The organism is Streptomyces sp. NPDC052773, assembly GCF_044547145.1.
Classification (GTDB): domain Bacteria; phylum Actinomycetota; class Actinomycetes; order Streptomycetales; family Streptomycetaceae; genus Streptomyces.
This window is the reverse complement of record NZ_JBITZX010000024.1, coordinates 22,243-43,075: the sequence shown is the minus strand read 5'-3', so window position 1 is coordinate 43,075 and position 20,833 is coordinate 22,243. Positions and strand designations below refer to the sequence as shown.

The window sequence follows — 20,833 nt, the reverse complement described above, 5'->3', positions numbered from 1 at the left end:
GCCCCCTTAGGGGACATCCGTAAGGGATGTCACAGCTCGGCAGCAAAGCCGGGCCCGGAACCCCGGGCCCGGCACGTCACTCTCCGGGACCAGGTACGTTCGTTGACGTGGCTGGATTCAGGATCGGACGCGGCGGCCGGGACGACCGCGCCCCGCACACGCGACCGCAACACCCCCCGTACGGCCGGCAGGCGCCGCAGGGCCCGTCGTCGTACGGCCATCCCCCCGCGCCGCAGCCGCACCCGTACCCGGGGCAGCAGAGCTACGGCGGCGGACCGGGCGGACCGTGGCCCCCGTCGAACGCCGGCGGTCACGGCGGACCGGGCGGCCATGTCGGCTACGGCGGTCACGGCGGCGGGGAGCCGGAGTACTTCGGCGACGACGGCTCGTCGTACCCCCACCCGGGCACCGCGGACCCGTACGCGGCGAACAACCCCGGCCACACCCAGGCCTTCTCCATCGACGAGGACCCGTACCAGCAGGGCGGGACCTACCAGGCGGGCGCCATGGCCCCGGCCGCGCCGATCGGCCCGCGGCTGCCCTGGAAGGACCTGCTGAAGGGCATCGTCCTGGCCCCCAACCAGACGTTCCTCCGGATGCGGGACTACACGATGTGGGGCCCCGCCCTCATCGTCACCTTCCTCTACGGCCTGCTCGCGGTCTTCGGCTTCGACGGCGCCCGCGAGGACGCGATCAACGCCACGCTCTCCAGCGCGGTGCCGATCGTCCTGACGACCGCGGTCGCCATGGTGCTGAGCGCGTTCATCCTGGGCGTGGTCACCCACACCCTGGCCCGCCAGCTCGGCGGCAACGGCGCCTGGCAGCCGACGGTCGGCCTCTCCATGCTGATCATGTCCCTGTCGGACGCGCCGCGCCTGGTCGTGGCGATGTTCCTCGGCGGCGACGCCCCGTTCGTCCAGATCCTCGGCTGGGCCACCTGGGTCGCGGGCGGCGCCCTGCTCACCCTGATGGTCTCCCGCTCCCACGACCTGCCGTGGCCGAAGGCGCTGGGGGCGTCGGCGATCCAGCTGATCGCGCTGCTGTCGATCGTGAAGCTGGGCACGTTCTAGCGCTTCTCGCGCACGCGGAAGGGCCCCTGGCGTCGCGCCAGGGGCCCTTCGTGCATGCTGCGGACTGCCGCCTGTCAGGCGTCGAGCACCTGCCCGGCCCGCTTCACCACGGGCGGCTCGACGGACCACGGGAAGTTGATCCACTCGTCGGTACGCTTCCACACGTACTCGCACTTCACGAGCGAGTGCGGCTTCTCGTAGATCACCGCGGACCGCACCTCGGCGACGTGCTCGAGGCAGAAGTCGTGCACCAGCTTCAGCGTCTTGCCGGTGTCGGCGACGTCGTCGGCGATCAGCACCTTCTTGTTGGTGAAGTCGATCGCGTTGGGCACGGGGGCGAGCATCACGGGCATGGGAAGCGTGGTGCCCACACCGGTGTAGAACTCGACATTCACGAGATGGATGTTCTTGCAGTCCAGGGCATAGGCGAGCCCACCGGCCACGAACACCCCACCCCGCGCGATGCTGAGCACGACGTCCGGCTCGTAGCCGTCGTCGGCGATGGTCTGCGCGAGCTCGCGGATGGCGGTGCCGAACCGCTCGTAGGTCAGATTCTCCCGTACGTCGCTCACGCTGCTCACACCTGCGTCCTGTGGAAATTGAGGAAGGAGCGGGACGCGGTCGGACCGCGCTGCCCCTGGTACCTGGAGCCGTACCGCTCGCTCCCGTACGGGAACTCGGCCGGCGAGCTGAGCCGGAACATGCACAGCTGGCCGATCTTCATGCCGGGCCACAGCTTGATCGGCAGGGTGGCGAGGTTCGACAGCTCGAGGGTCACGTGCCCGGAGAACCCGGGGTCGATGAACCCGGCGGTGGAGTGGGTGACGAGCCCGAGCCGCCCCAGCGAGCTCTTCCCCTCCAGCCGCGAGGCGAGATCGTCCGGAAGCGTGATCACCTCGTACGTGCTGGCCAGCACGAACTCCCCGGGGTGGAGGATGAACGGCTCGTCCCCCTCCGGCTCCACGAGCCGCGTCAGATCCGCCTGCTCGATGGAGGGGTCGATGTGCGGGTACCGGTGGTTCTCGAACACCCGGAAGAAACGGTCCAGCCGCACGTCGATGCTCGACGGCTGCACCATCGATTCGTCATAGGGATCGATCCGTACCCGCCCGGCGTCGATCTCGGCCCGGATGTCCTTGTCTGAGAGAAGCACGCCCCGAGGATACGCAAGGCGCGCGGGGCCCTCGTAATCGTGAGGACCTCGCGCGCCCATGCCGTAACCCTTGCTTCTACGACCGACTACGGTCGGCGACCGTCGGCGCCGGCTGCCGGCGCCGGCTGCTGATGCCGACCACAGGTGCCCGCTGCCGGCGCCGGCTGCTGATGCCGACCGCTGGCGCCGACTGCTGAAGCCCGGCTGCCGGTGCCGGCCGCTGGCGCCGACTGCTGACGCCGGCCGCTGGTGGCTAATGCTTCTCCAGCGCCGCCACGGGCACGACGCTCCGCAGCCGCGCACAGCGCGGACAGCGGACGAGCCGTCCCGGGCCGAGCCGCTCGGCCTGCTGCATCGGGAACGAGGCGGTGGTGAACACGTGCCCATCGGCACAGCGGACGACGGTGCGCTCCATCAAGTCCCTTAAGTCCCTTCCCCAAGAGCCGCGTCTGGCTGCTGCTTGCCTGACGACAAAAGCCACACTACGGGATCATCGGGACGCCCCTCCAGGCGGCACTCCGATCCCGCCCGGCCCCTTGGCGACCCCTCCACCGTACGCCCCAACTCCCGCCTGCCGCAGCCGCGTACCCGCCCTGAAGCCCGCTCAGTCCCCCCGGAAACAGACTCAGGCCCCTCGGCTTGAACACCGGGGGCCTGCGGTTTGGTACAGTGGGCGAGCGTTCGGACACCGACCCATCGGTCGGCGTCTTACGCGGGTGTAGTTTAATGGTAGAACATCAGCTTCCCAAGCTGAGAGCGCGAGTTCGATTCTCGTCACCCGCTCCACGAAGAAGGCCCAGGTCACAGACCCGGGCCTTTTTGCTGTTCGCTCTTGGTCGGAGTGCTGATCAGCGCCGCCTTCTCGGAGGACTGCCCGGCACGGGCCACCATGTCCTTGAGGGTGGCCCCGGACCCCGTGCACAGAGTTGAGCGTTTTCAGTGTTAACGCTCACTGACCCTTCCGGGGGCCGGGTACTTGCCGCCCCTGTGGGTGACCCTCAGGTCCGATGAAGCATGAAGCTGGGCTCGGACCGACCCCCCGTTCCGAGCCCGTCATGGACAAGAATCGGGTTCCCCGCGCCGGGATCTGCGCTTGCCTCCGCAGGCGTGGTGTCCGGCACACGATTCCGGAGAGGAGAGACCTCACGACCGCCCGGCTGCAGCAGCGCGCACCGCGGCGGACGGCCTCCGGTCTCCACGCAGATGCGTCTGCGTCGGTACGGTCACCGCCGCCGTGCTCCTCATCTGGCTCCGATCGTGATCAGAGAGACGGATCCGACGACCCCACAATCGCCCGCAGCGCCGCGAGGTGCCCCTGATATGCGTCCCGGCCTCGCCGGGTCAGCCGTAGCCACACTCGCTGCCGGGTGTTGCGGACGGCCTTGCGCTGCTCGACGTAGCCGGCGTCCATCAGCACGGTGACGTGCTTGCTCAGCGCAGAGGCGGTGAGGCCGAGTTGCTTTTGGACCAGGCCGAACTCCGCCTCGTCGGCGGCTTCCAGGAGGGCGCAGATGCGCAGCCGGTTCGGGGCGTGGATGGTGGTGTCGAAACCCTCCAGCGGATCGCGGATCTCGGCGCTCACGGGGTCTTCCGGTGCAGGCGAACGAAGGCAAGGTGGAAGCCGACGGACACGGTGGCACCGATCAGCGAGGCCGCGATCAGCCACACCGGCCGTCCCGTGACGCGGAAAGCGAACGCTGCCCCCACCATCAGCACGGGCAGGCCCACCGAGAGCGGCACGGTCGCCCGCTTGGGCAGCACGTCGAACCGCAGCGCCACCCCGGTCTTGTTGCGCCACGCCTTCGCCGCGACGGCGAAGAGCGCCACGTACACCGCAGTGCTTGTCAGCATGATGGCCATCCAGGCGGGGCGCGGCAGCAGCCAGTCCGAGTCGGCCATAACGCCTCCGTACGTGATCGGGAACGCGGCGACGTAGAGCGTGAGCGTGATGAAGAACCAGTTCGGCCACGGTGTGGCCGACAGGGACGCGACGGAGGCCCGGATGTGCTTGGTGTCGGCCAGGGCGGCATGGGCCTGCTCCGGCGTCAGTCGTACCCCGTGAGTTTCCATACTGGAAAGACTAGCGTCCAGTTTCCGATATGGAAAGAGACGAGTTTCCTGTGCGGCAAGTGGCCGGCTCGGCCGCTTTGGCTCCACCTCTCCGCGCGGGTGACGCCTCACGGAAGAGCGGCTGCGACGGCGAGGTGCGCCGCCAGTTCAACGTCTGCTTCCGGGCTCGCATGGTGGGAGGGGAACCGACCGTCTCCGACGAGTCGACAGAGGTCCGCTTCGTCGACCCGGCAGAACTGGCGAGCCTGCCGATGCATCACACGAGCGCCTGAGGCTCCGCCATTTTCTTGAGAACTGGCCGCCGCCCTGCCTGGGGTCGGAGACGTGCCCGTGCTCCGTCTCAGTTTCCGTCTCATTCAGCGCCGTGCAGGGCCGTTCAGCCAAGACCTGCGGATGCGCCCACGTTTGGGCCCAACCAGACATGAACCCAGGTGAGCGCCCCTGCACACAGCCTCTCGCCCCACCAACACAGCTGAAAAGCGTGACTCGGCTCGGAGGTACCGTGCTGTTCATGCCAGCCAAACATGTCTGTCCGCGCTGCGGGCAAGACGGGGTCCATCCGTACCGCTTCAAGGACGACGGGACGCCATTCCTGCTGTGCACCGAGTGCGACTCGTTCTGGTGGGTCGACGAGGCTGTGAGCGTCGCTCAGGCGCACTTCCTCGACGATGTTGTCGCGGCGCGCCTCGGTGTAGAGGGAAACCCGTGGGGCGATCGTGTCTGGGCTGACGTCATCGAGCCGGCGCCCGGCCTCCGGCGCTGAAGTCCGCAGCACCACAAGTGCACCAAGTGGGCGGGAACGACGGGGAATCACGGTGAAAGCGCGCCCCGCCCGAGACGGCCACCTTGTATCCAGCGGCGAGGCGAACAGGTCGCGGTGCGTGATCGACTCCATACCAAGGTGCCAGATGCGTCTCAAGGTAAACCGGACTCCCACCCCGTGAGCAGCCCGGATACAACCCTCTCGGCCTGTCGCGAGTCAGAGACCCCGTACGAGCCGCAGGCGCTCACAGAGATCACGTAAGAGGATGTACACGTCATGACAGTCCGTGCCCCGCACCGTTCCCTTCGCGGCATACCCGCCGTTGCCGCCCTGCTCGCGATCGGCGCGGTGGGATGCTCGGAGGTCTCCGACGCCGTCGACAGCGCCAAGGACACCGCGAAGAAGGCGGCCCGCCAGCAGTCGGTGTACTCGCTGGACATCGGTGAGTGCTACAACCCGAACGGCAAGGCCGAGGGGACGGCGTACGCCGTCGAGGTCGTGCCGTGCGACGAGGCGCACACCGGCCAGGTCGTCGGCGAGTTCGCGATCGACAAGGGCCAGGAGTACCCCGGCGACGACGAGATCACGGCGATCGCGGACACCCGCTGCCCGGTCGAGGCGCAGAAGTTCGCGCCGGACACCTGGGCGCTTCCCAAGGGCGCCGCCCTCTTCTACTACACGCCGACCAAGGAGAGCTGGGCGACGGGTGACCGCGCGGTGAGCTGCACCTACACCGCGGAGAAGGGCACGTTCAAGGGTTCGCTGGAGAGCGCGAAGTCCCTCAAGCCCGAGCAGATCACCTACCTCAAGGGCTCGAACGCGGTCTACGAGGCCCTGTGGGCGAACCAGCCCGAGAAGGACACCGTCGAGGACGACCTGGCCGGTTACAAGGCGCAGGCCAAGGCCGTAGCGGCCGCCCTCGACGCCCACGTCAAGGGTCTGGCCGGCATCGAGGGCACCGAGGTCGGCAAGCTCCGCTCGACGCTGACGAAGGCGGCCGGCAACTGGAAGAACGCCGCCAACGCCGCCGACGCCGACGCGTTCTACATCGCCTACGACCCGGCGTTCACCGGCATCGACCCGAACAAGTCGGTCGCCGCCCGCAAGGAACTGGGCCTGGCCACCACCGTTCCGGCCGACGACGCCGAGGTCTGGGCGGGCTGACGCTTCGTCGGGGCAGCGGGGGCCGCGTGCGTCAAGCCCGGCCCCCGCTTCCCAGGAGCTCGGCGACTGTCCCCACACCCGACCCCCGGGGAGCCGCTGGAGGTACGTCCGGTGCCGGAGCTGTTCCGATAGCGCCGCTCCGGGCTGAGGTCGGGCAGACCTACAGCCAGATCCGGCTGGTTTTGCGGCGCCGCTTCAGCAGGCGGAGCATGGAAGGAGGGCTTCCGTGCGGGCGTGTGCTGAAGGAGATGGGGATCGTGGATCTCGTCCTGCGCCCAGGTACTGCCGAGGATGCGGCGGAGTGCGGCAGGATTTGTTTCGACGCGTTCGCCGGGATCGCTCGTGAGCATGGTTTTCCGCCTGACATACCCAGTCCCGAGGTGGGTGTCGCGCTGATCGAGGAGGCGCTGACGAATCCGGGGTTCTACAGCGTCGTCGCCGAGATCGACGGGCGCGTTGTGGGGAGTAATTTCCTGGACGAGCGGTCGCCGGTCGTGGGCGTCGGGCCTGTGACCATCGATCCGGCTGTGCAGAACCGGGGTGTGGGCCGGCGGCTCATGCAGGATGTGATGCGCCGGGCCGCCGAGCGGGGGGCGCCGGGGATCCGGTTGTTGCAGAGCGGGTATCACAACAGGTCGTTCTCGTTGTACGTCAGCCTGGGGTTCGTGTTCCGGGAGACCGTGGCCTGTGTGCAGGGGGAGGCGATCCAGCGGGGGGTCGCTGGGTATGCCGTCCGGGAAGCCGTGGATGCGGATCTTCGTGCGTGCAACGAGCTGTGCCGGCGGGTTCACGGCGTCGATCGTGGTGGTGAGGTCGCCGACGCGCTGAAGCAGGGCACCGCCCGGGTCGTCGAGCGCGAGGGACGCGTGACCGGGTACGCCACGGACCTCGCGTTCTTCGCGCATGCCGTCGCCGAGACCACCCCGGACCTCCAGGCGCTGATCGCCTCCGCGCCCGCGTTCGGCGGGCCCGGCATCCTCGTGCCCGCGCGCAACAGCCTGCTGCTCCAGTGGTGTCTGGCGAGCGGACTCAGGGTGGTGCAGTTGCTGAGTCTGATGAGCGTCGGTCTGTACAACGAGCCCGACGGGGCGTACCTGCCCTCGATTCTCTACTGATCAGAGCCGAGGTCCGCGTTTACTGATCAGAGCCGGGGTACGCGTTTGCGGGTGACTCAGGCTCTTCCCCTCTGCATCTGAGACCGGGTATCCCGCAGCGCACATTTGTGCGATCATTCGCCTGATTTCGCCGTGCGCCGCCCTCGACCCGCGGTCATGTAGGGCCCCGGCACTCACCTGCGTCGTTCGACGCCGTCCTGGGGGGATGGGCATGCCCTACCGCCTGTGTGCGCGCGGAAGATCCGTGGCGTACACCGCACTCTTGTTCACGATCGCACTCTCGGTGCTGCTGACGGGCCTGCTGCCGGTCGGCGCGGCGCAGGCGGCCGACGGCGCCACTGCCGACGCCACGGCCGCTACCACTGCCACTGCCACCGCCACGGAGCCCGCCACCGCCACGGAGCCCGCCGCGTCCGGTGCGGCGTCCGATGCCGCCTCCGGTACCGCCTCAAATACCGACTCCAACGCCGCCGCGTCGGACACCTCTACCGACGGCACCACCCCGTCCGCAACGGACGGCGACGCCGACGCCCCCTCCGCCGAAGACTGCCCCACCCTCCCCCTCGCCCCCTTCGGCGACCCGGGTTCCGCGGTCGGCCAGGTGACCGTCCCCGCCGGCGGCAGTGCCTGCCTGAGCTTCACCGCCGAGCAGCCCGGCCTGCACCGCGTGCTCACGGAGCGCGGCGGGGCGGTCGCTCAGGTCTTCGACGGTGAGACACAGCTGGACTGTTACGACCACACCTGGCGCGACGGCTGGTGCACCCTGCCGCGGGCCGGCGTCTTCACGCTGAAGTTCGTCGACACCAGCTGGGGGACCGAGCCCGCCGAGGCGCAGGTGACCGTCACCCCGCTCACCGCCACCACCGGGTGTGCGAAGGAGACCGGAACGTCCTGGGACCTTCCCCCGGTCACCGGCTCCGCGGCCTCGCCGCTCGGCCTGGTGTGCCACCCGTTCTCGGGGAAGCCGGGCGAGCGGATCACCGTCGACTTCCACACCGACACCTACGGCGAGAGCATCAACTGGATCACCGATGAGACGGGCGCCCACATCTGCCCGCACTTCAACGAGGACGACAGCGAGGGCTGTGTGCTGCCCGGCGACGGGCCGTACCGGGTGCTGGGGCACGTCAGGCAGGCCGAGCGCGGCTTCCCCGCGCCGTACACCCTGACGATCCGCCGGCTGTCCGACCCGGCCGGCTGTGCGCGCGTCCCCGTGAACGTGTACGGCTCCGCGCCCACCACCGTCACCCCGGCCACGGGCTGCAAGATCTTCAGCGTCCCGGCGACGGGGCGGTACAGCGTGTACGAGGTGACCGACGAGACGCGTTCCTCCGTCTCCGTGTACGACCGTGAGGGGAAGACGGTGTGCGCCGGCTGCGGCATCCCCGCCGGTGACTACACCGTCCTCACCGACCACGCCACCCTCATCCTGGACCGCGCCGGAACCGACGGCTGCGAGCCCGTGGAACTGGGCAACCACCAGGGCACCTTCGCCGCGGCGGGCGGGATCGAATGCCTGCGGCTGCCGCTGCCCGAGGGCGCCCGGATGGCCGCGCTGACGCCGCTGAGCGGTCCGGCCCCGCAGCCGAGGGTCGTGGTCGTCGACGCCGACGGCGTCCAGCGGTGCGACTGGGAGTCCCTGGGCGCGGGCACCTGCGCGCTGACCGGCTCCGCGCCCTTCCGCGCACTGGTGTCCACCGAGGACGACAGCACGGCGACCGGCTCGTACCGCATCGCCCTGCACCGCACGGACGCGGCGAGCGGCTGCCCGGCCCTTCCGGCGGGCGACTTCACCGCCGACGGCGCCGCGGCCCGCCTCCGCACCGGCGACGGGGTCTTCTCGCACTGCCTGTCCATCCCGGCGGACGACCACAGCGCGGTGGAGAACCTCCAGCTGCGGGCCGTCTCCGGCGGCTCCACCGCCGAGTTCTCGGTGCTGGACGCCGACGGCAAGCAGGTCTGCAGCGTCTGGCCCTCCCTGTCCACGTGGACCACCTGCTCCCTCGCCCCGGGCGTCGCGCACACGGTGCTGGTCACCGGCCGCGACACCGCCGCCGAGTACACCCTGACCCGCCGTGATGTCACCGACGGCGCGAAGGGCTGCGCGGCGAATCCGGCGACCGCGGTGGGCGGCCCGTCCACGGGCGGCACTCCGGCGGCCCCCGGTCTGCTGGTCTGCCGCCAGGTGACCACCGCCGACGCCGACGACACCCTGCACCTCGACGTCCGCGACCCGCTGGGCAGCGCCAACATCCTGGCGTACGACGCGAAGGGCGACGTCGTCTGCTCGTACCGCAACAAGGCGTGCGCGGTCACCGGCTCCACCAGCTACCAGGTCCTCGTCACCGTCCCGACGAACCTGACGGCCGCCGAGTCCTACCGCTTCGACGCGCTGCGCATCGCGACGCCCGACGGCCCGGCCGCCGAGTGCGCCAAGGTCCCGAACGTCAGCTACGGCTACGGCCCGGTCACCGGCACCCTCGACGAGGAGCACACCGCGGTCTGCGCGGCGCTGCCCACCGGGTACGACGACCGGTTCGACTTCGAGATCAGCGACACGGCCGGTGGCACGCACACGGCCGTGCCCGCGCTGTACGGCCCGCGCCTGGAAAACAACTGCACGCGGTTCATCCCGAGCGGTTACCAGTGCTACCTGAACGAGCCGTACACCAAGGACGTCACCCCGAGCATCCTCGTCATCGGGCTGCCGGAGAAGGCGTCGCGGACCGCGTTCAAGGCGGAACTGACCTGTAGGTACGCGCTCTGCGGCACCGAGACGATCACCATCGGCACGGTCAGCCCGACCACCGGCACCGCCGGCGGCAAGGCCACGGTGACCGTGACGGGCACCGCTCTCCACGAGGACGACAAGGTGCGGATCAGCCGGTCCGGGAAGACGGTCGAGTCCACCACCGTCTCGGTGGCCGCCGACCGGAAGTCCCTGACGGCCACCCTGGACCTGACCGGGCTCACCCCGGGTGACTGGTACCTCAGCGTCATCACCCACAACAGCTGGGAGCACCCGCGCGGTTCCTTCACCGTCACCCCGGCCCCGCTGGAGAACACCGCCGCCCCGGCCATCACCGGCACCGCCCAGGTCGGCGCCAAGCTCACCGCCAAGCCGGGAACGTGGACGCCGACCCCGGACTCGTACGCCTACCAGTGGAAGGCCGACGGCCAGGCGATCTCCGGAGCCACCGCCGCCACCTACCAGGTGCCCGCGTCGCTGCGCGGCAAGAAGCTGACCGTCGCCGTCACCGCCCGCAAGAGCGGCTGGCAGAGCACGACCGCCGAGTCCGCCGCGCGCGTCATCACGGCAGCGCCCCGCGACCACGCGGGCGCCGGTGCGACGCCGGACGGCGTCGGCGACCTGCTGACCCTGAACTCCAGCGGCTCGCTCACCATCCAGCACGGCTCCGGCACGGGCGCCTTCTCGGGCAAGACCAGCGGCTCCGGCTGGTCGGCCTCCGTCAAGGCGATCCCCTTCGGCGACGTCAACGGTGACCGGTGCAACGACGTCCTGGTCCGCATGACCGACGGCACCCTGCGGGCGTACCGGCCGGGCTGCGGCAAGGCGGTCACGCCGTCGACGTCGTACGTCTCGCTGGGCACCGGCTGGAACCAGTACGACCTGCTGACCTCGCCGGGCGACGTCTCCGGTGACGGCCGGGCCGACCTGATCACCCGCAGCTCCTCCACCGGGGCGGTGTACCTGCACAAGGGCACCAGCGACGGCAAGCTGGCGGCGCGGGTGAAGCTCTACGACAACTGGAAGGCCTACAAGAAGATCGTCGGCGTCGGCGACCTCGACGGCGACGGCCACGGCGACCTGCTGACCCAGGACTCCTCGAACGAACTGTGGCGCTACAGCGGCACGGGGACGGGCAAGTTCGCGGCCCGCGTGAAGCTCTTCAACGACTGGGGCGCCTCCTACAACTCCGTCATCGGCGTCGGCGACATCACCCGCGACGGCAAGGCGGACCTCGTCTCCCGCGACACCTCCGGCAACGTCTGGCGCAACAGCGGCGACGGCAAGGGGTCCTTCACGGGCCGAGTGAAGATCGCCACCGGATGGCAGGGCTACAAGGCCCTTTTCTGATCCGGCACTTCGAGAGAACGGAAGGCCCCGACCGGGTGGCGGTCGGGGCCTTTCCCGTGCTGACGGTTCGTTGCATGGGAGCTGCCCGACGGGGCACCCGGTGAGCAAGGCAAGCGTACGGAGTGGGCGCCCCGTTCAGTCAGTGCAACCGACAACCGGGAGTATGCAATGGCGAGTTACGGCAGTTCCTCTGCCGCGTCCTCCGGATCGCGTACGAATGGTCTGGCGATCGCGAGTCTGTGCTGCGGCGTCGTCGGGCTGTTTTTCCTGAACATCATTCTTGGGCCTCTGGCCATCATCTTCGGTGCCGTCGCGCGTCGTCAGGCGGCGGTGAAGAACGGTGCCGGGATGGCGAAGGCGGGCATCGTCCTCGGTGTCGTCGACGTGGTGCTGTGGCTCGTGCTGCTGGCCGTCGCGGCCAGCAACGACGGGTTCAGCTGGTACGTGGGCGGCTAGCAGCCCGCCCCACCCGCCCCACCCGCCCCACCCGTACGAGGGCGGCCGATTCGTCGGCCGCCCTCGTGTCGTTCGTGGTGCCGGGCCGGTCCGTCCCGGTCCGTCCCCGTCGGGCCCGGTCGGTTCCGGGTGTGGTCTGCGTCGCGTCGGGGTGCGGGGGCTTCCTCGGTGGCCGCGGGTGGGCCTTCGCTTGCCGGTGCGGGCGGTGGGAGAAAAACTGTCACGGCCAGAACACATCTTCTTGGCTGCCGGAGTTAGGGTTGTCGTACGAGGCAGATGTGGTGCCGAACCCCTTCTGAGCACGGGTGGCGCGCCCGCCCGGGCCCCTGACGCGTCCCGAGAACGAAGGTGCCATGCCCGCTGAGAACGTCCCTGTCGCCGGCAACCTCGAGGACGACGACTACCCGGCGTACACCATGGGCAGGGCCGCCGACCTGCTCGGTACGACGCCCGCCTTCCTCCGGGCCATCGGTGAGGCGGAGCTGATCACACCGCTGCGGTCGGAGGGCGGTCACCGCCGGTACTCGCGGCGGCAGCTGCGGATCGCCGCGCGCGCCCGTGAGCTGGTGGACCAGGGGACCCCGGTCGAGGCCGCGTGCCGGATCATCTCGCTCGAGGACCAGCTCGACGAGGAGCGCCGCCGCAACCGGGACATGCGGCGCAAGCTGGACGAGCACGGCGCGGATATCTAGTTCCGCGACTGCAGAAATGTGCCTCGCGGCGGTGTGAGGATTTCCGGGGCACCGGAAAATCAGGGGTGGCCTGTCGGACGATCTGTGTTAGCGTGATAGCAGTTGCAGTTTTGGTCCCAGAGATTTTTTCTTTGCAGACTTTCCGGATCTTTCCGGAGGGGTGATCACAGCGGCGACTCGGGCCCCGCAAAGTGCGGAGTCCGGCACTGCCCCCAAGGGAGATTCAATATGGCATCTGGCACCGTGAAGTGGTTCAACGCGGAAAAGGGCTTCGGCTTCATCGAGCAGGACGGCGGCGGCGCTGACGTGTTCGCCCACTACTCGAACATCGCCACCTCCGGCTTCCGCGAGCTTCAGGAAGGCCAGAAGGTTACCTTCGACGTCACGCAGGGCCAGAAGGGCCCGCAGGCCGAGAACATCGTTCCCGCCTGACGCTGACGCGAACTCATGTGGCTGGGGCCCGCACTCTCTGGGGTGCGGGCCCCAGCCCATTCTCTGCTCGTCCGGCGCCACCGGACCGCTCTACGCGCCTCTCGCGCTTTTCGCAATTTCTTCGGCTCATTCTTGTGAATCCACGCCCGGCGCTTTGCCGTGGCCGGAATTCCTCGATGCGCCGCATCGAGGAAGGTTCCTCCACTTGAACCACACCCGTGGTACCGGTGGCGGCAGCGGCTCCGGCCGTTTCCGCGCCAAGGACACAGGTAGGCAGAAGTCCCGTCCGGCAGCGGCCGGACGGCGTAACGGCCCCGGAACGAGGCCTCCGGCCCGTCGGCAGGAGTTCGCCCTGCCGGTCGCGATCACCGCGCCGCTCCCGCCGGTCACGTCGTTCGCCGAGCTGGGCATGCCCGACCGGCTACTGGCCGCGCTCGGCACCGAGGGCGTGACCGTGCCCTTCCCGATCCAGGCGGCCACCCTGCCGAACGCGCTGGCCGGACGGGACGTACTGGGCCGTGGCCGCACCGGCTCCGGCAAGACCCTCGCCTTCGGCCTCGCCGTACTGTCCCGGCTGGACGGGCAGCGGGCCCAGCCCCGGCAGCCGCTCGGCCTCGTGCTCGTACCCACCCGGGAACTGGCCCAGCAGGTCACCGACGCGCTCGCCCCCTACGCCCGCGCCGCGCGGCTGCGGCTCGCGACCGTGGTGGGCGGCATGGCGATCAGCCGCCAGGCGAACGCGCTGCGCTCCGGCGCCGAGGTCGTCGTGGCCACGCCGGGCCGTCTGAAGGACCTCATCGACCGGGGCGACTGCCGGCTGGACCAGGTCACCGTCACCGTGCTGGACGAGGCCGACCAGATGACCGACATGGGCTTCATGCCGCAGGTCACCGCGCTGCTCGACCAGGTCGGTCCCGGCGGCCAGCGGCTGCTGTTCTCGGCCACCCTCGACCGGAACATCGACCTGCTCGTGCGCCGCTACCTGCACGATCCCGTCGTGCACTCGGTCGACCCGTCCGCGGGCGCCGTCAGCACCATGGAGCACCATCTGCTGCACGTGCTCGACGACGACAAGCACGCCACCGCGACCGAGATCGCCGCCCGGGACGGGCGAGTGATCATGTTCCTCGACACCAAGCACGCGGTGGACCGGCTGACCAAGCATCTGCTGTCCGTCGGTGTGCGCGCCTCGGCCCTGCACGGCGGCAAGTCCCAGCCGCAGCGCAACCGGACCCTCGCGCAGTTCAAGGACGGGCACGTCACCGTGCTCGTGGCCACCAACGTGGCGGCCCGCGGCATCCACGTCGACGACCTCGGTCTCGTCGTGAACGTCGATCCTCCGGGCGACCACAAGGACTACCTGCACCGCGGCGGCCGTACGGCCCGCGCGGGCGAGTCCGGCACCGTCGTGACCCTCGTCCTGCCGCACCAGCGCCGCGCGGTGGACCGCGTGATGGCCGATGCCGGCATCACCGCGCGTACCGTCCGGATCCGCCCGGGCGAGGCCGAGCTGCACCGCATCACCGGCGCCCGCACGCCCTCCGGCGTGCCCGTCACCATCACCGCACCGGTCACCGAGCAGAGCACCGGCACGGGGTCCGGCGGCGGCCGAGGCCGTGGACGGGGCCGAGGCCGGAGCGGACGGCCCGGCCAGCGGGGCACCGCCCGCACCGCCGGCCGCGGCGGAGCCGGTTCGCCCACCACCGCGACTCGCCGCACCGCCCCGAGGACCAATCCGTAGCCCGGGCGGGTGAGGCGAGGGCGTGTCCCGGCCCTCGGGCCTCCGCGCCTCCGGCCTCGCCCCTCCGGGCCACCGGCCCTCCCGGTCGCCTGGTCCTCCCTCCACCGCTCCGACGAAGAGGAGAAGCCTTGACGCCGATTCCGCCCCGCGCACCGCAGACCGGGGAGACGTGGGACACCGTCGTCGGCACGGGTCTGACCGCCCGTGACGCCATGGAGGCTCCCGGGCCCCAGGTGGACGACCACATGACCGTCGACGTGGCGCTGTCCGTGCTGATCGGGGCCCGTGTCCCGCACCTGCTGCTCCAGGACGAGGACGGCCGCTGCGTGGGGCTGGTCACCCTGACCCAGCTCTCCGCGCACCGCGGCGGCTCCTGGTACAGCGACCGGACGCGGCTGCGGGACATCCCGCTCGACCGCGGGCCGTTCACCTCGTCCGTGGCCGTGCTCAGCGAGGCCGAGGCGGCCATGCGGGGCCGGGCACTGGACGTGTCCCCCGTGATCGACGAGCACGGCTACGCCCTGGGCGTCCTCGCTCTCACCTCCTGAACCGCCGTCCGACCCCCCTTTCCGACCCCGTGGAGGCGTCCATGCGCTGTGTCATCGCCCGTTTCCCCTTCGACCTCATCAAGAGCGAGGTCGAGCAGTCGATGAGCGGAATCAAGCCCGAACCCGTCACCGGCCTGGCCGTCACCATCAACCGCCGCGTCTACCCCGTGATGCAGGTCGGCGAAGTGATCACCCGTCAGAGCCGCCGGGACTTCACCGTGGGCGAGATGCGCCGTGCCCTGACCCGCCTCGGGTTCACCTGCCACGACGCCGCCGCGATCGCTCCGACCCCGGCCCCGGCCCCGGCGCCCGGACAGGACGAGAGCGTGCTGGGCTGGTGACGACACCGGCGCCCGACGGTTCGACGTGAGGCCCCCGCGCTCGGGAAGCGCGGGGGCCTCACGCCGTTGACGGGAGTCGCTTGTGCGACAAAAGGAAGAGCCTTGCACTCATGGTGACCATGCGGATACATTCTGCGTTCTGAGCGACTCGCTCGATGTCCTCGCGTTGTGTGGAACGGCTCCTCGGCAAGCTGCGTTCAGCCGAGTCCGAGCAGCCGTTCCGCTTGCCGTATGGGAGGCACGACCCTCACGTCGTGCCTCAGCCGCAGACGGTCGGCGTGTGGCTCGAACGGCACCAGACGTCCCGGAGCCATCAGTTCACGGTCCGCGGACAGACACGGGTGGAGGTCGGCGGCACGTACGTCCGCGCTCTCGCTCTGCCGGGCCCTCGCGCCCGGCGAACAGAGGCAGACGTGCCGGCGTCCGAGCCGGCCCCGACTCTCCTGGAGTGCCGTTCCATGGCCACGGCCAGACCCCACACCGTTCAGATCACCTTAGCCACGGACGAAGTCCGATTGATCTCGGCCGTCCTTCGACAGGCCGTGGTGGAGTGCTCCGCCGCCACATCGCCTGACACCGGCCTCGACGAGGGCGTCACCCTCGGACGACTGGCCGCCCGCTGGGCCGACCTCGTGGCCGAGCGCTCCGATCACGAGGACGAGGCACTCGGCCTGGACGGCAGTCGGCTGCTGACCGTGCCACAGAGTCGCGAAGCCTGGTACCAGGTCCGTGCGGCACTCAGCGATCACGCGGCACAGGTGTCCCGCGACGCCCACCTCGTCGACTTCCCCGCCCCTGACAGCGCCCGCGCGAGGGCACACGACGCGCTCCTCCTTGCGGACCGGATCGCGGAGGCGGCCCATGGCTGGTGAGCTGACGCAGCACCCCGGCCCCGACGCGGCGGCGGATGCCCGGCCGGCCGATGATGTTCCCCTCGACATGGACGCCGGCTGGCAGCCCGCGAACTGGCCCCTGCCGCGCGTCAACGCGGTGGACAATCTTTCCGATGCCCTCTCCAGCCGCGGATTCACCGAGGGCACCGTCCGGGTCCTATCCCATGGGGCCGTACGCCCCGACGAACTGCGCAGGAAACTCTCCGACCCCGCCGAACTCCGCGTGCAAGGCGGCACGTTGCTGATCGCGGAGACCCGCCTGTGGTCGGCCGCGGTGGTACCGCACCCGGCCAATCCCAGGGAGTACGGCCGCAGGAGCTACGCACTGGGCGGCGCGGCGGCGGGGCTACGCGTACTGCCCGAGCCGACCACCAGCGCGGAGAGCCCGGCGGAACTGGAGATCCTCGTCGACAGTCCCGGCACGCTGGCGACGCGACTGGAGGACGCCCAGGGGCGGCTGGCCACGGACAACCCGCTGGGTGAGGACGTGGCGGTGGACGGCGTGCTGCAGCCGCTCACCGTCGTGCCGATGACCGTGCGCCACCGCAACGGGCACCGTCCGGCCGCCCTTCTGATCGCGGCGGACGGATCGAGCCGTATCAGCGCGGTGCACGAGCTGCTGAACTACGCGCCCTCCAAAGTGGCCTATGAATGGAGCAGCGACAGCCGGCTGTTCCGCCGGGAGGTCAACCGGTGGATCCGGTTGGTCCAGAAACAGGGCTGGGAGTCACTCAGTGAGGCGGAGCAGCAGAAGGTGCGCGTTCTGACCGTCCCCGCGAGGGTGGTCATCGGATTCCGGCCCAACGAGCGTACGCTCCTCCCCTTCCACACGGCCGTGCGGAACTTCATCGGCCTCACGCACATCCGGCCGCCGAAGCCGTACGGATCGGCGGTGGAGAACGAGGCGAAGGCCGACGCCGTCCTCGACGCGCTCGCGCAGCCGACCCGTACCCGGCCCGCCCGGATCAGCGAGCTGGAGAAGCAGTGGCTCGCGGGTGTCATCACCGCCGAGGACGCCGAGGCGGAGGGATTCAGCCCCTACCGTGACGTACGCGCTGCGGCGATCTGCCGTTCGGTGCTGGGCGGCAGCACCAAGCGGCGGGTCAATGACGGCATCCGGTCCCTGACCGCGAAGCAGAAGCCCACGCGCGAGGACCGGGTCGACCTCGCCGTCGAGTTGATCATCCGTCCCTACCGCACGGAGGAGAACGACCTTCTCCAGCGGGTACGGCCACGGCGTGCGGTCCTCCAACGCGCCTACCGGCTGCCGGAGATCGAGCGGCACCTGCGGGCCGATCTGCGGCTCGAGGGGGCCACGGCGGACGGCCCCTCGCTGGAAGCTCTGCGCGACGCCGCCCTGGAGGAGGTGGAGTACGGCCTCGGCGACAACGGCGAACTCGGTCCGGCGCAGACGGAACTGGCAACGAAGGCGGCCTATTACATGGCGGTCGCCGACCCCATGGCGTTGCAGCGCGAGGTGTTCGGCGGGACCGCCTACGAGGACGACCGCAGCCCGGCGACCGTGTTGCGCGCCATGCTGTCGCGCAGTCGCGGGGTGCACCAGGCGTATGAGGTGGTGCGTGCCGGCCGGCGTGGCGAAACGCTCTACGAGGTGGACGAGGAGGGTGTACGGGTCCTCACGTCCGGCGGAGAGCCGCGCGAGCTGACCGACACGCTCGTACGCCACACCTACAACGGTGAGCCGTCCGGCACCGACGGCCAGTCCACGGGCTTCGCGGCGGCGAGCCGGCGCTGGGCCGAAGTCCGCTCGAAGGTCGAGGAGTTCACCAAGGCCGTCGACGCCATGGCGGACGTCCCCGTCACCGAGGGAGGGAAGAGCCTGGTCGAGCGTGACGGCTGGGACGCAGCCCAGATCGCCGAGCTGCGCCGGAAGCTCGACCGCAGCGACCGGAGACTGGCCGCGTGGGCGGACACCCATGACCTGGCCAAGGAAGCCGCTCGGGAACAGACGGGCGACGAAGAGACGCGTTGACCGGACCCTCCTCGCCCGGCGGCTGACCGTGTCGCCGCCAAAAGCGAGCAGTTGCCAGGGACAGCCGCCTAGTTGAAGAAGAGACTGCCGAGGAGGGCGGACACCGCCGAGCCCAGCGCTGTGACCAAGCCGCCGGTCGCCAGGACCACGGCCGAGCGGAGTTGGCGGGTGGTGGTGCGGTCCGAGTCCGGGGGTTCGTCGATGACCTTTGTGTCGATGAAGTAGTGCTCGACTTGGCCGCAAAGAAGGTTATCTAGGGGTCGAAGGGTTGCTGTGCAATTCAGGAGCACGATCGACGGCGTAGGCAAGTAAGGCACGTAGCCGAACGGTTCGGGCGAACCGTTCACAGGACTCCGCTGGGCCGGGGCAACGCAGTCAGCGTTTGATGCGTCCGCGGACGGCAAGGACGGCGAGGGCGAGGAGAGTGGGTTCCACGAGGCGGGAGGTCATCTCGATGTAGGTGCCGGCAGTGGTCAGGTCCTGGCCGGAGGAGCGGAACACCACCGAGTTGAGCGTGACGTTCAAAGCCTTCTCAAAGCGCTTGCCGCTGAACCTGTTCCCGGTGGGGTTCTGCGGGTCGTCCTTGTCGATCTCGAAGGTGACCCTGCCTCCGCCGGGCGGCACGGTGCCGGTCGCCTCCTGCTTCGGGTCCTCCTTCGGCAGACCGAAGCCCATCAGCAGCACGAGGGTGATCAGCATGGCGGCGGCGAGCCAGCCCAGAGCCCGCAGGGCGCGCAGGCCATAGCCCGAAAGCATCCAGTAGGCGTGCAGCAGTCCGCGTTCGGCACGGGAGGTGGTGGTGCGGTCGTGGCGGCGCATCTCCATCTCGCCGTAGTAGAAGTCCGCCGCTCCCGGCTCGTTCTTGCCGTCCTCGAACGCCTTGCGCAGCGCCCGATACACCGGCGCCAGCTGTGTCGGCCCGGCGCGCCCGGCGCCGAGCACCGCCACGTTCCAGCCCGGGACGGCGTCAGGCTGCTGCGCGCGCCAGTGATGCTCCTCGGCGAGGGTGCGGCGCGGGGTGAACCGTGCCGGGCGCCAGCGCCGCCAGTGCGTGCCGGGCGGGACCGTGTCGAAGGAACAGTCGCCCTCCAGCCGCACCTGGTCCAGGTGCACCGTCCCGGTGAACAGGCACCCCGACAGGTCGACGTCGGCGAGAACCAGATGCGCCGCGTCCACCCCGCGCAGCGAAGCTATCCGCACCGCTGCGTCAGGCGCGTGGGCGAGGGCCCGTTCCTCCAGCGGCTCCCCGGTGGAGAGCACGAAGGGGTCGGCCTCCGCGGCGATGGTGAGGGGGTACTCGAAGACTGCGTGGGCGAAGTCCACGCTGGTGTAGCGCAGCCGCACCTCGGCCGTGGACAGCCAGCGGGTCCGCCGGCACTCCAGACGGCGTCCGGCGAACGAGAGGGTCGCCGGCCCGTTGAACACCGCCCCGGACAATGACACCCGCCCAGCGCACACCAGCGGCCCAAGGCTGACCCACCGCTCGAAAACCGCTGACTCGAACCGGGCGTCGCCCTGGAAGGTCGCTGACTCGAACCGGGCGTCGCCCTGGAAGGTCGCCGACCCGAACCTGGCGAAGTCCTGGAAGGTCGCCGATCTGAACGCGGCGCTGGCCTGGAAGGTCGCCGACTCAAACCAGGCGAAGTCCTGGAAGGTCGCCGACCCGAACCAGGCGCCGCCCTGGAAGGTCGCCGACCCGAACCAGGCGCCGCCCTGGAAGGTCGCCGACTCGAACCAGGCGCCGCCCTGGAAGGTCGCCGACCCGAACCCGGCGCCGAGCTGGAAAGTTGCCAAACTGAACTCGGCGTCGCTCTGGAAAGTTGCCGATTCGAACGCGGCGTTGCCCTGGAAGGTCGCCGATCTGAACGCGGCGCTGGCCTGGAAGGTCGCCGACTCGAACCGGGTGATGCCTAGGCGTGCGTGTCCAGTGGCGGGGTCGCGGAGGGCGTTGAGCAGGGCGTTGAGCAGGCGTTCGGTGAAGGGGGTGCCGCGGTGGTCGATGTCGCTGCCGGGGGTCAGGCCGGCCAGGTAGGCGTCGCGGTCGGCGTCGGCCAGGTGGGCGAGGCACGCGGTGTGGCGGGGGACGTGGATGCCGCGGCAGCCGACGGGGTCGGCAGCAGGGTCTGCGCCGTGGGCGCAGTGCGGCCAGGGCGGCGGTTCGGACGTGCTCATAAGCGGCGGCTCCACGGTCAGGTGCCTGTATGGACGCTCTGGGGACGGGAGCGGTTCAGGCTCGACCGTGAGGGGCAGCGTCGCCGTCGTAATTCGCCGACCAACCCGGTAAGCAGTCGTCGATGAGCAGC

At 70.1% G+C, this 20,833-nt stretch carries 20 protein-coding genes, 1 tRNA gene and 1 pseudogene; 15 read left to right on the top strand and 7 right to left on the bottom strand.

Annotated elements, in window-relative coordinates; genetic code table 11:
• The first annotated feature begins 26 nt into the window (after positions 1–26).
• Positions 27–1,070: a Yip1 family protein gene (locus tag ACIG0D_RS34075; protein ID WP_399808950.1), complete on the top strand. Its 1,044-nt coding sequence runs from the start codon at positions 27–29 to the stop codon at positions 1,068–1,070.
• Between the two features lie 74 nt (positions 1,071–1,144).
• Here ACIG0D_RS34075 and ACIG0D_RS34070 read toward each other — a convergent pair whose 3' ends face one another.
• The 3 genes from ACIG0D_RS34070 to ACIG0D_RS34060 form a co-directional block, all read right to left on the bottom strand.
• Entirely contained in the window at positions 1,145–1,642 is a 498-nt protein-coding gene (locus tag ACIG0D_RS34070; protein ID WP_399809018.1) for a phosphoribosyltransferase, read from the bottom strand.
• 5 nt (positions 1,643–1,647) lie between these two features.
• The gene (gene dcd, locus ACIG0D_RS34065; protein WP_289920749.1) at positions 1,648–2,223 is read right to left on the bottom strand and encodes a dCTP deaminase; all 576 of its coding nucleotides are present in this window, start codon (positions 2,221–2,223) and stop codon (positions 1,648–1,650) included.
• Between the two features lie 253 nt (positions 2,224–2,476).
• Complete coding sequence (locus ACIG0D_RS34060) at positions 2,477–2,641, bottom strand: hypothetical protein (RefSeq protein ID WP_399809024.1); 165 nt, start codon at positions 2,639–2,641, stop codon at positions 2,477–2,479.
• A gap of 294 nt (positions 2,642–2,935) precedes the next feature.
• On the opposite strand from ACIG0D_RS34060, the gene ACIG0D_RS34055 reads away from it, so the two are divergent.
• Positions 2,936–3,009 (top strand) — tRNA-Gly (locus ACIG0D_RS34055).
• A gap of 475 nt (positions 3,010–3,484) precedes the next feature.
• On the opposite strand, the gene ACIG0D_RS34050 is transcribed toward ACIG0D_RS34055, so the two are convergent.
• A complete protein-coding gene (locus tag ACIG0D_RS34050; protein ID WP_399808947.1) occupies positions 3,485–3,805 on the bottom strand; it encodes a transcriptional regulator in 321 nt (106 codons plus the stop codon).
• Positions 3,802–4,293 carry a hypothetical protein gene (locus ACIG0D_RS34045; RefSeq protein WP_399808944.1) on the bottom strand — a complete coding sequence of 164 codons (492 nt, stop codon included), beginning with the start codon at positions 4,291–4,293 and terminating at the stop codon, positions 3,802–3,804. The genes ACIG0D_RS34050 and ACIG0D_RS34045 overlap by 4 nt, the downstream gene beginning before the upstream one ends.
• 125 nt (positions 4,294–4,418) lie before the next feature.
• Between ACIG0D_RS34045 and ACIG0D_RS34040 the strand changes: the two are divergent.
• The 13 genes and pseudogenes from ACIG0D_RS34040 to ACIG0D_RS33980 all read left to right on the top strand — a co-directional run.
• Positions 4,419–4,609, top strand: a pseudogene (locus ACIG0D_RS34040) (DNA mismatch repair protein MutT); the annotation flags it as partial.
• A gap of 195 nt (positions 4,610–4,804) precedes the next feature.
• Positions 4,805–5,056, top strand: a complete 252-nt coding sequence (locus ACIG0D_RS34035) for a hypothetical protein (protein ID WP_399809021.1) — start codon at positions 4,805–4,807, stop codon at positions 5,054–5,056.
• Between the two features lie 276 nt (positions 5,057–5,332).
• Positions 5,333–6,220 (top strand): septum formation family protein, encoded by an 888-nt coding sequence (locus ACIG0D_RS34030; protein ID WP_399808941.1) that lies wholly within the window; start codon positions 5,333–5,335, stop codon positions 6,218–6,220.
• Between the two features lie 248 nt (positions 6,221–6,468).
• Positions 6,469–7,335 carry a GNAT family N-acetyltransferase gene (locus ACIG0D_RS34025; protein ID WP_399809015.1) on the top strand — a complete coding sequence of 289 codons (867 nt, stop codon included), beginning with the start codon at positions 6,469–6,471 and terminating at the stop codon, positions 7,333–7,335.
• Positions 7,336–7,597: 262 nt separating this feature from the next.
• The gene (locus ACIG0D_RS34020; protein WP_399808938.1) at positions 7,598–11,434 is read left to right on the top strand and encodes an FG-GAP-like repeat-containing protein; all 3,837 of its coding nucleotides are present in this window, start codon (positions 7,598–7,600) and stop codon (positions 11,432–11,434) included.
• A 168-nt stretch (positions 11,435–11,602) separates the two neighbouring features.
• Positions 11,603–11,890 carry a DUF4190 domain-containing protein gene (locus tag ACIG0D_RS34015; protein ID WP_399808935.1) on the top strand — a complete coding sequence of 96 codons (288 nt, stop codon included), beginning with the start codon at positions 11,603–11,605 and terminating at the stop codon, positions 11,888–11,890.
• A gap of 353 nt (positions 11,891–12,243) precedes the next feature.
• Positions 12,244–12,582 (top strand): MerR family transcriptional regulator, encoded by a 339-nt coding sequence (locus ACIG0D_RS34010; RefSeq protein ID WP_399808932.1) that lies wholly within the window; start codon positions 12,244–12,246, stop codon positions 12,580–12,582.
• Between the two features lie 228 nt (positions 12,583–12,810).
• On the top strand, positions 12,811–13,014 hold the full coding sequence (locus ACIG0D_RS34005; protein ID WP_007383480.1) for a cold-shock protein: 204 nt from the start codon (positions 12,811–12,813) through the stop codon (positions 13,012–13,014).
• A 205-nt stretch (positions 13,015–13,219) separates the two neighbouring features.
• Positions 13,220–14,755, top strand: coding sequence for a DEAD/DEAH box helicase (locus ACIG0D_RS34000; protein WP_399808929.1), 1,536 nt, complete (start codon positions 13,220–13,222; stop codon positions 14,753–14,755).
• 128 nt (positions 14,756–14,883) lie between these two features.
• Positions 14,884–15,303, top strand: coding sequence for a CBS domain-containing protein (locus ACIG0D_RS33995; RefSeq protein WP_399808926.1), 420 nt, complete (start codon positions 14,884–14,886; stop codon positions 15,301–15,303).
• Positions 15,304–15,344: 41 nt separating this feature from the next.
• Entirely contained in the window at positions 15,345–15,644 is a 300-nt protein-coding gene (locus tag ACIG0D_RS33990) for an SCO5918 family protein (RefSeq protein WP_399808923.1), read from the top strand.
• A gap of 458 nt (positions 15,645–16,102) precedes the next feature.
• Positions 16,103–16,516: a hypothetical protein gene (locus ACIG0D_RS33985; protein ID WP_399808920.1), complete on the top strand. Its 414-nt coding sequence runs from the start codon at positions 16,103–16,105 to the stop codon at positions 16,514–16,516.
• Complete coding sequence (locus ACIG0D_RS33980) at positions 16,506–18,530, top strand: hypothetical protein (RefSeq protein WP_399808917.1); 2,025 nt, start codon at positions 16,506–16,508, stop codon at positions 18,528–18,530. Before ACIG0D_RS33985 ends, ACIG0D_RS33980 begins: the two co-directional genes overlap by 11 nt.
• A gap of 68 nt (positions 18,531–18,598) precedes the next feature.
• Here ACIG0D_RS33980 and ACIG0D_RS33975 read toward each other — a convergent pair whose 3' ends face one another.
• On the bottom strand, positions 18,599–18,877 hold the full coding sequence (locus tag ACIG0D_RS33975; protein ID WP_399808914.1) for a hypothetical protein: 279 nt from the start codon (positions 18,875–18,877) through the stop codon (positions 18,599–18,601).
• Between the two features lie 28 nt (positions 18,878–18,905).
• The gene (locus ACIG0D_RS33970) at positions 18,906–20,702 is read right to left on the bottom strand and encodes a pentapeptide repeat-containing protein (protein WP_399808912.1); all 1,797 of its coding nucleotides are present in this window, start codon (positions 20,700–20,702) and stop codon (positions 18,906–18,908) included.
• Positions 20,703–20,833: the final 131 nt, after the last annotated feature.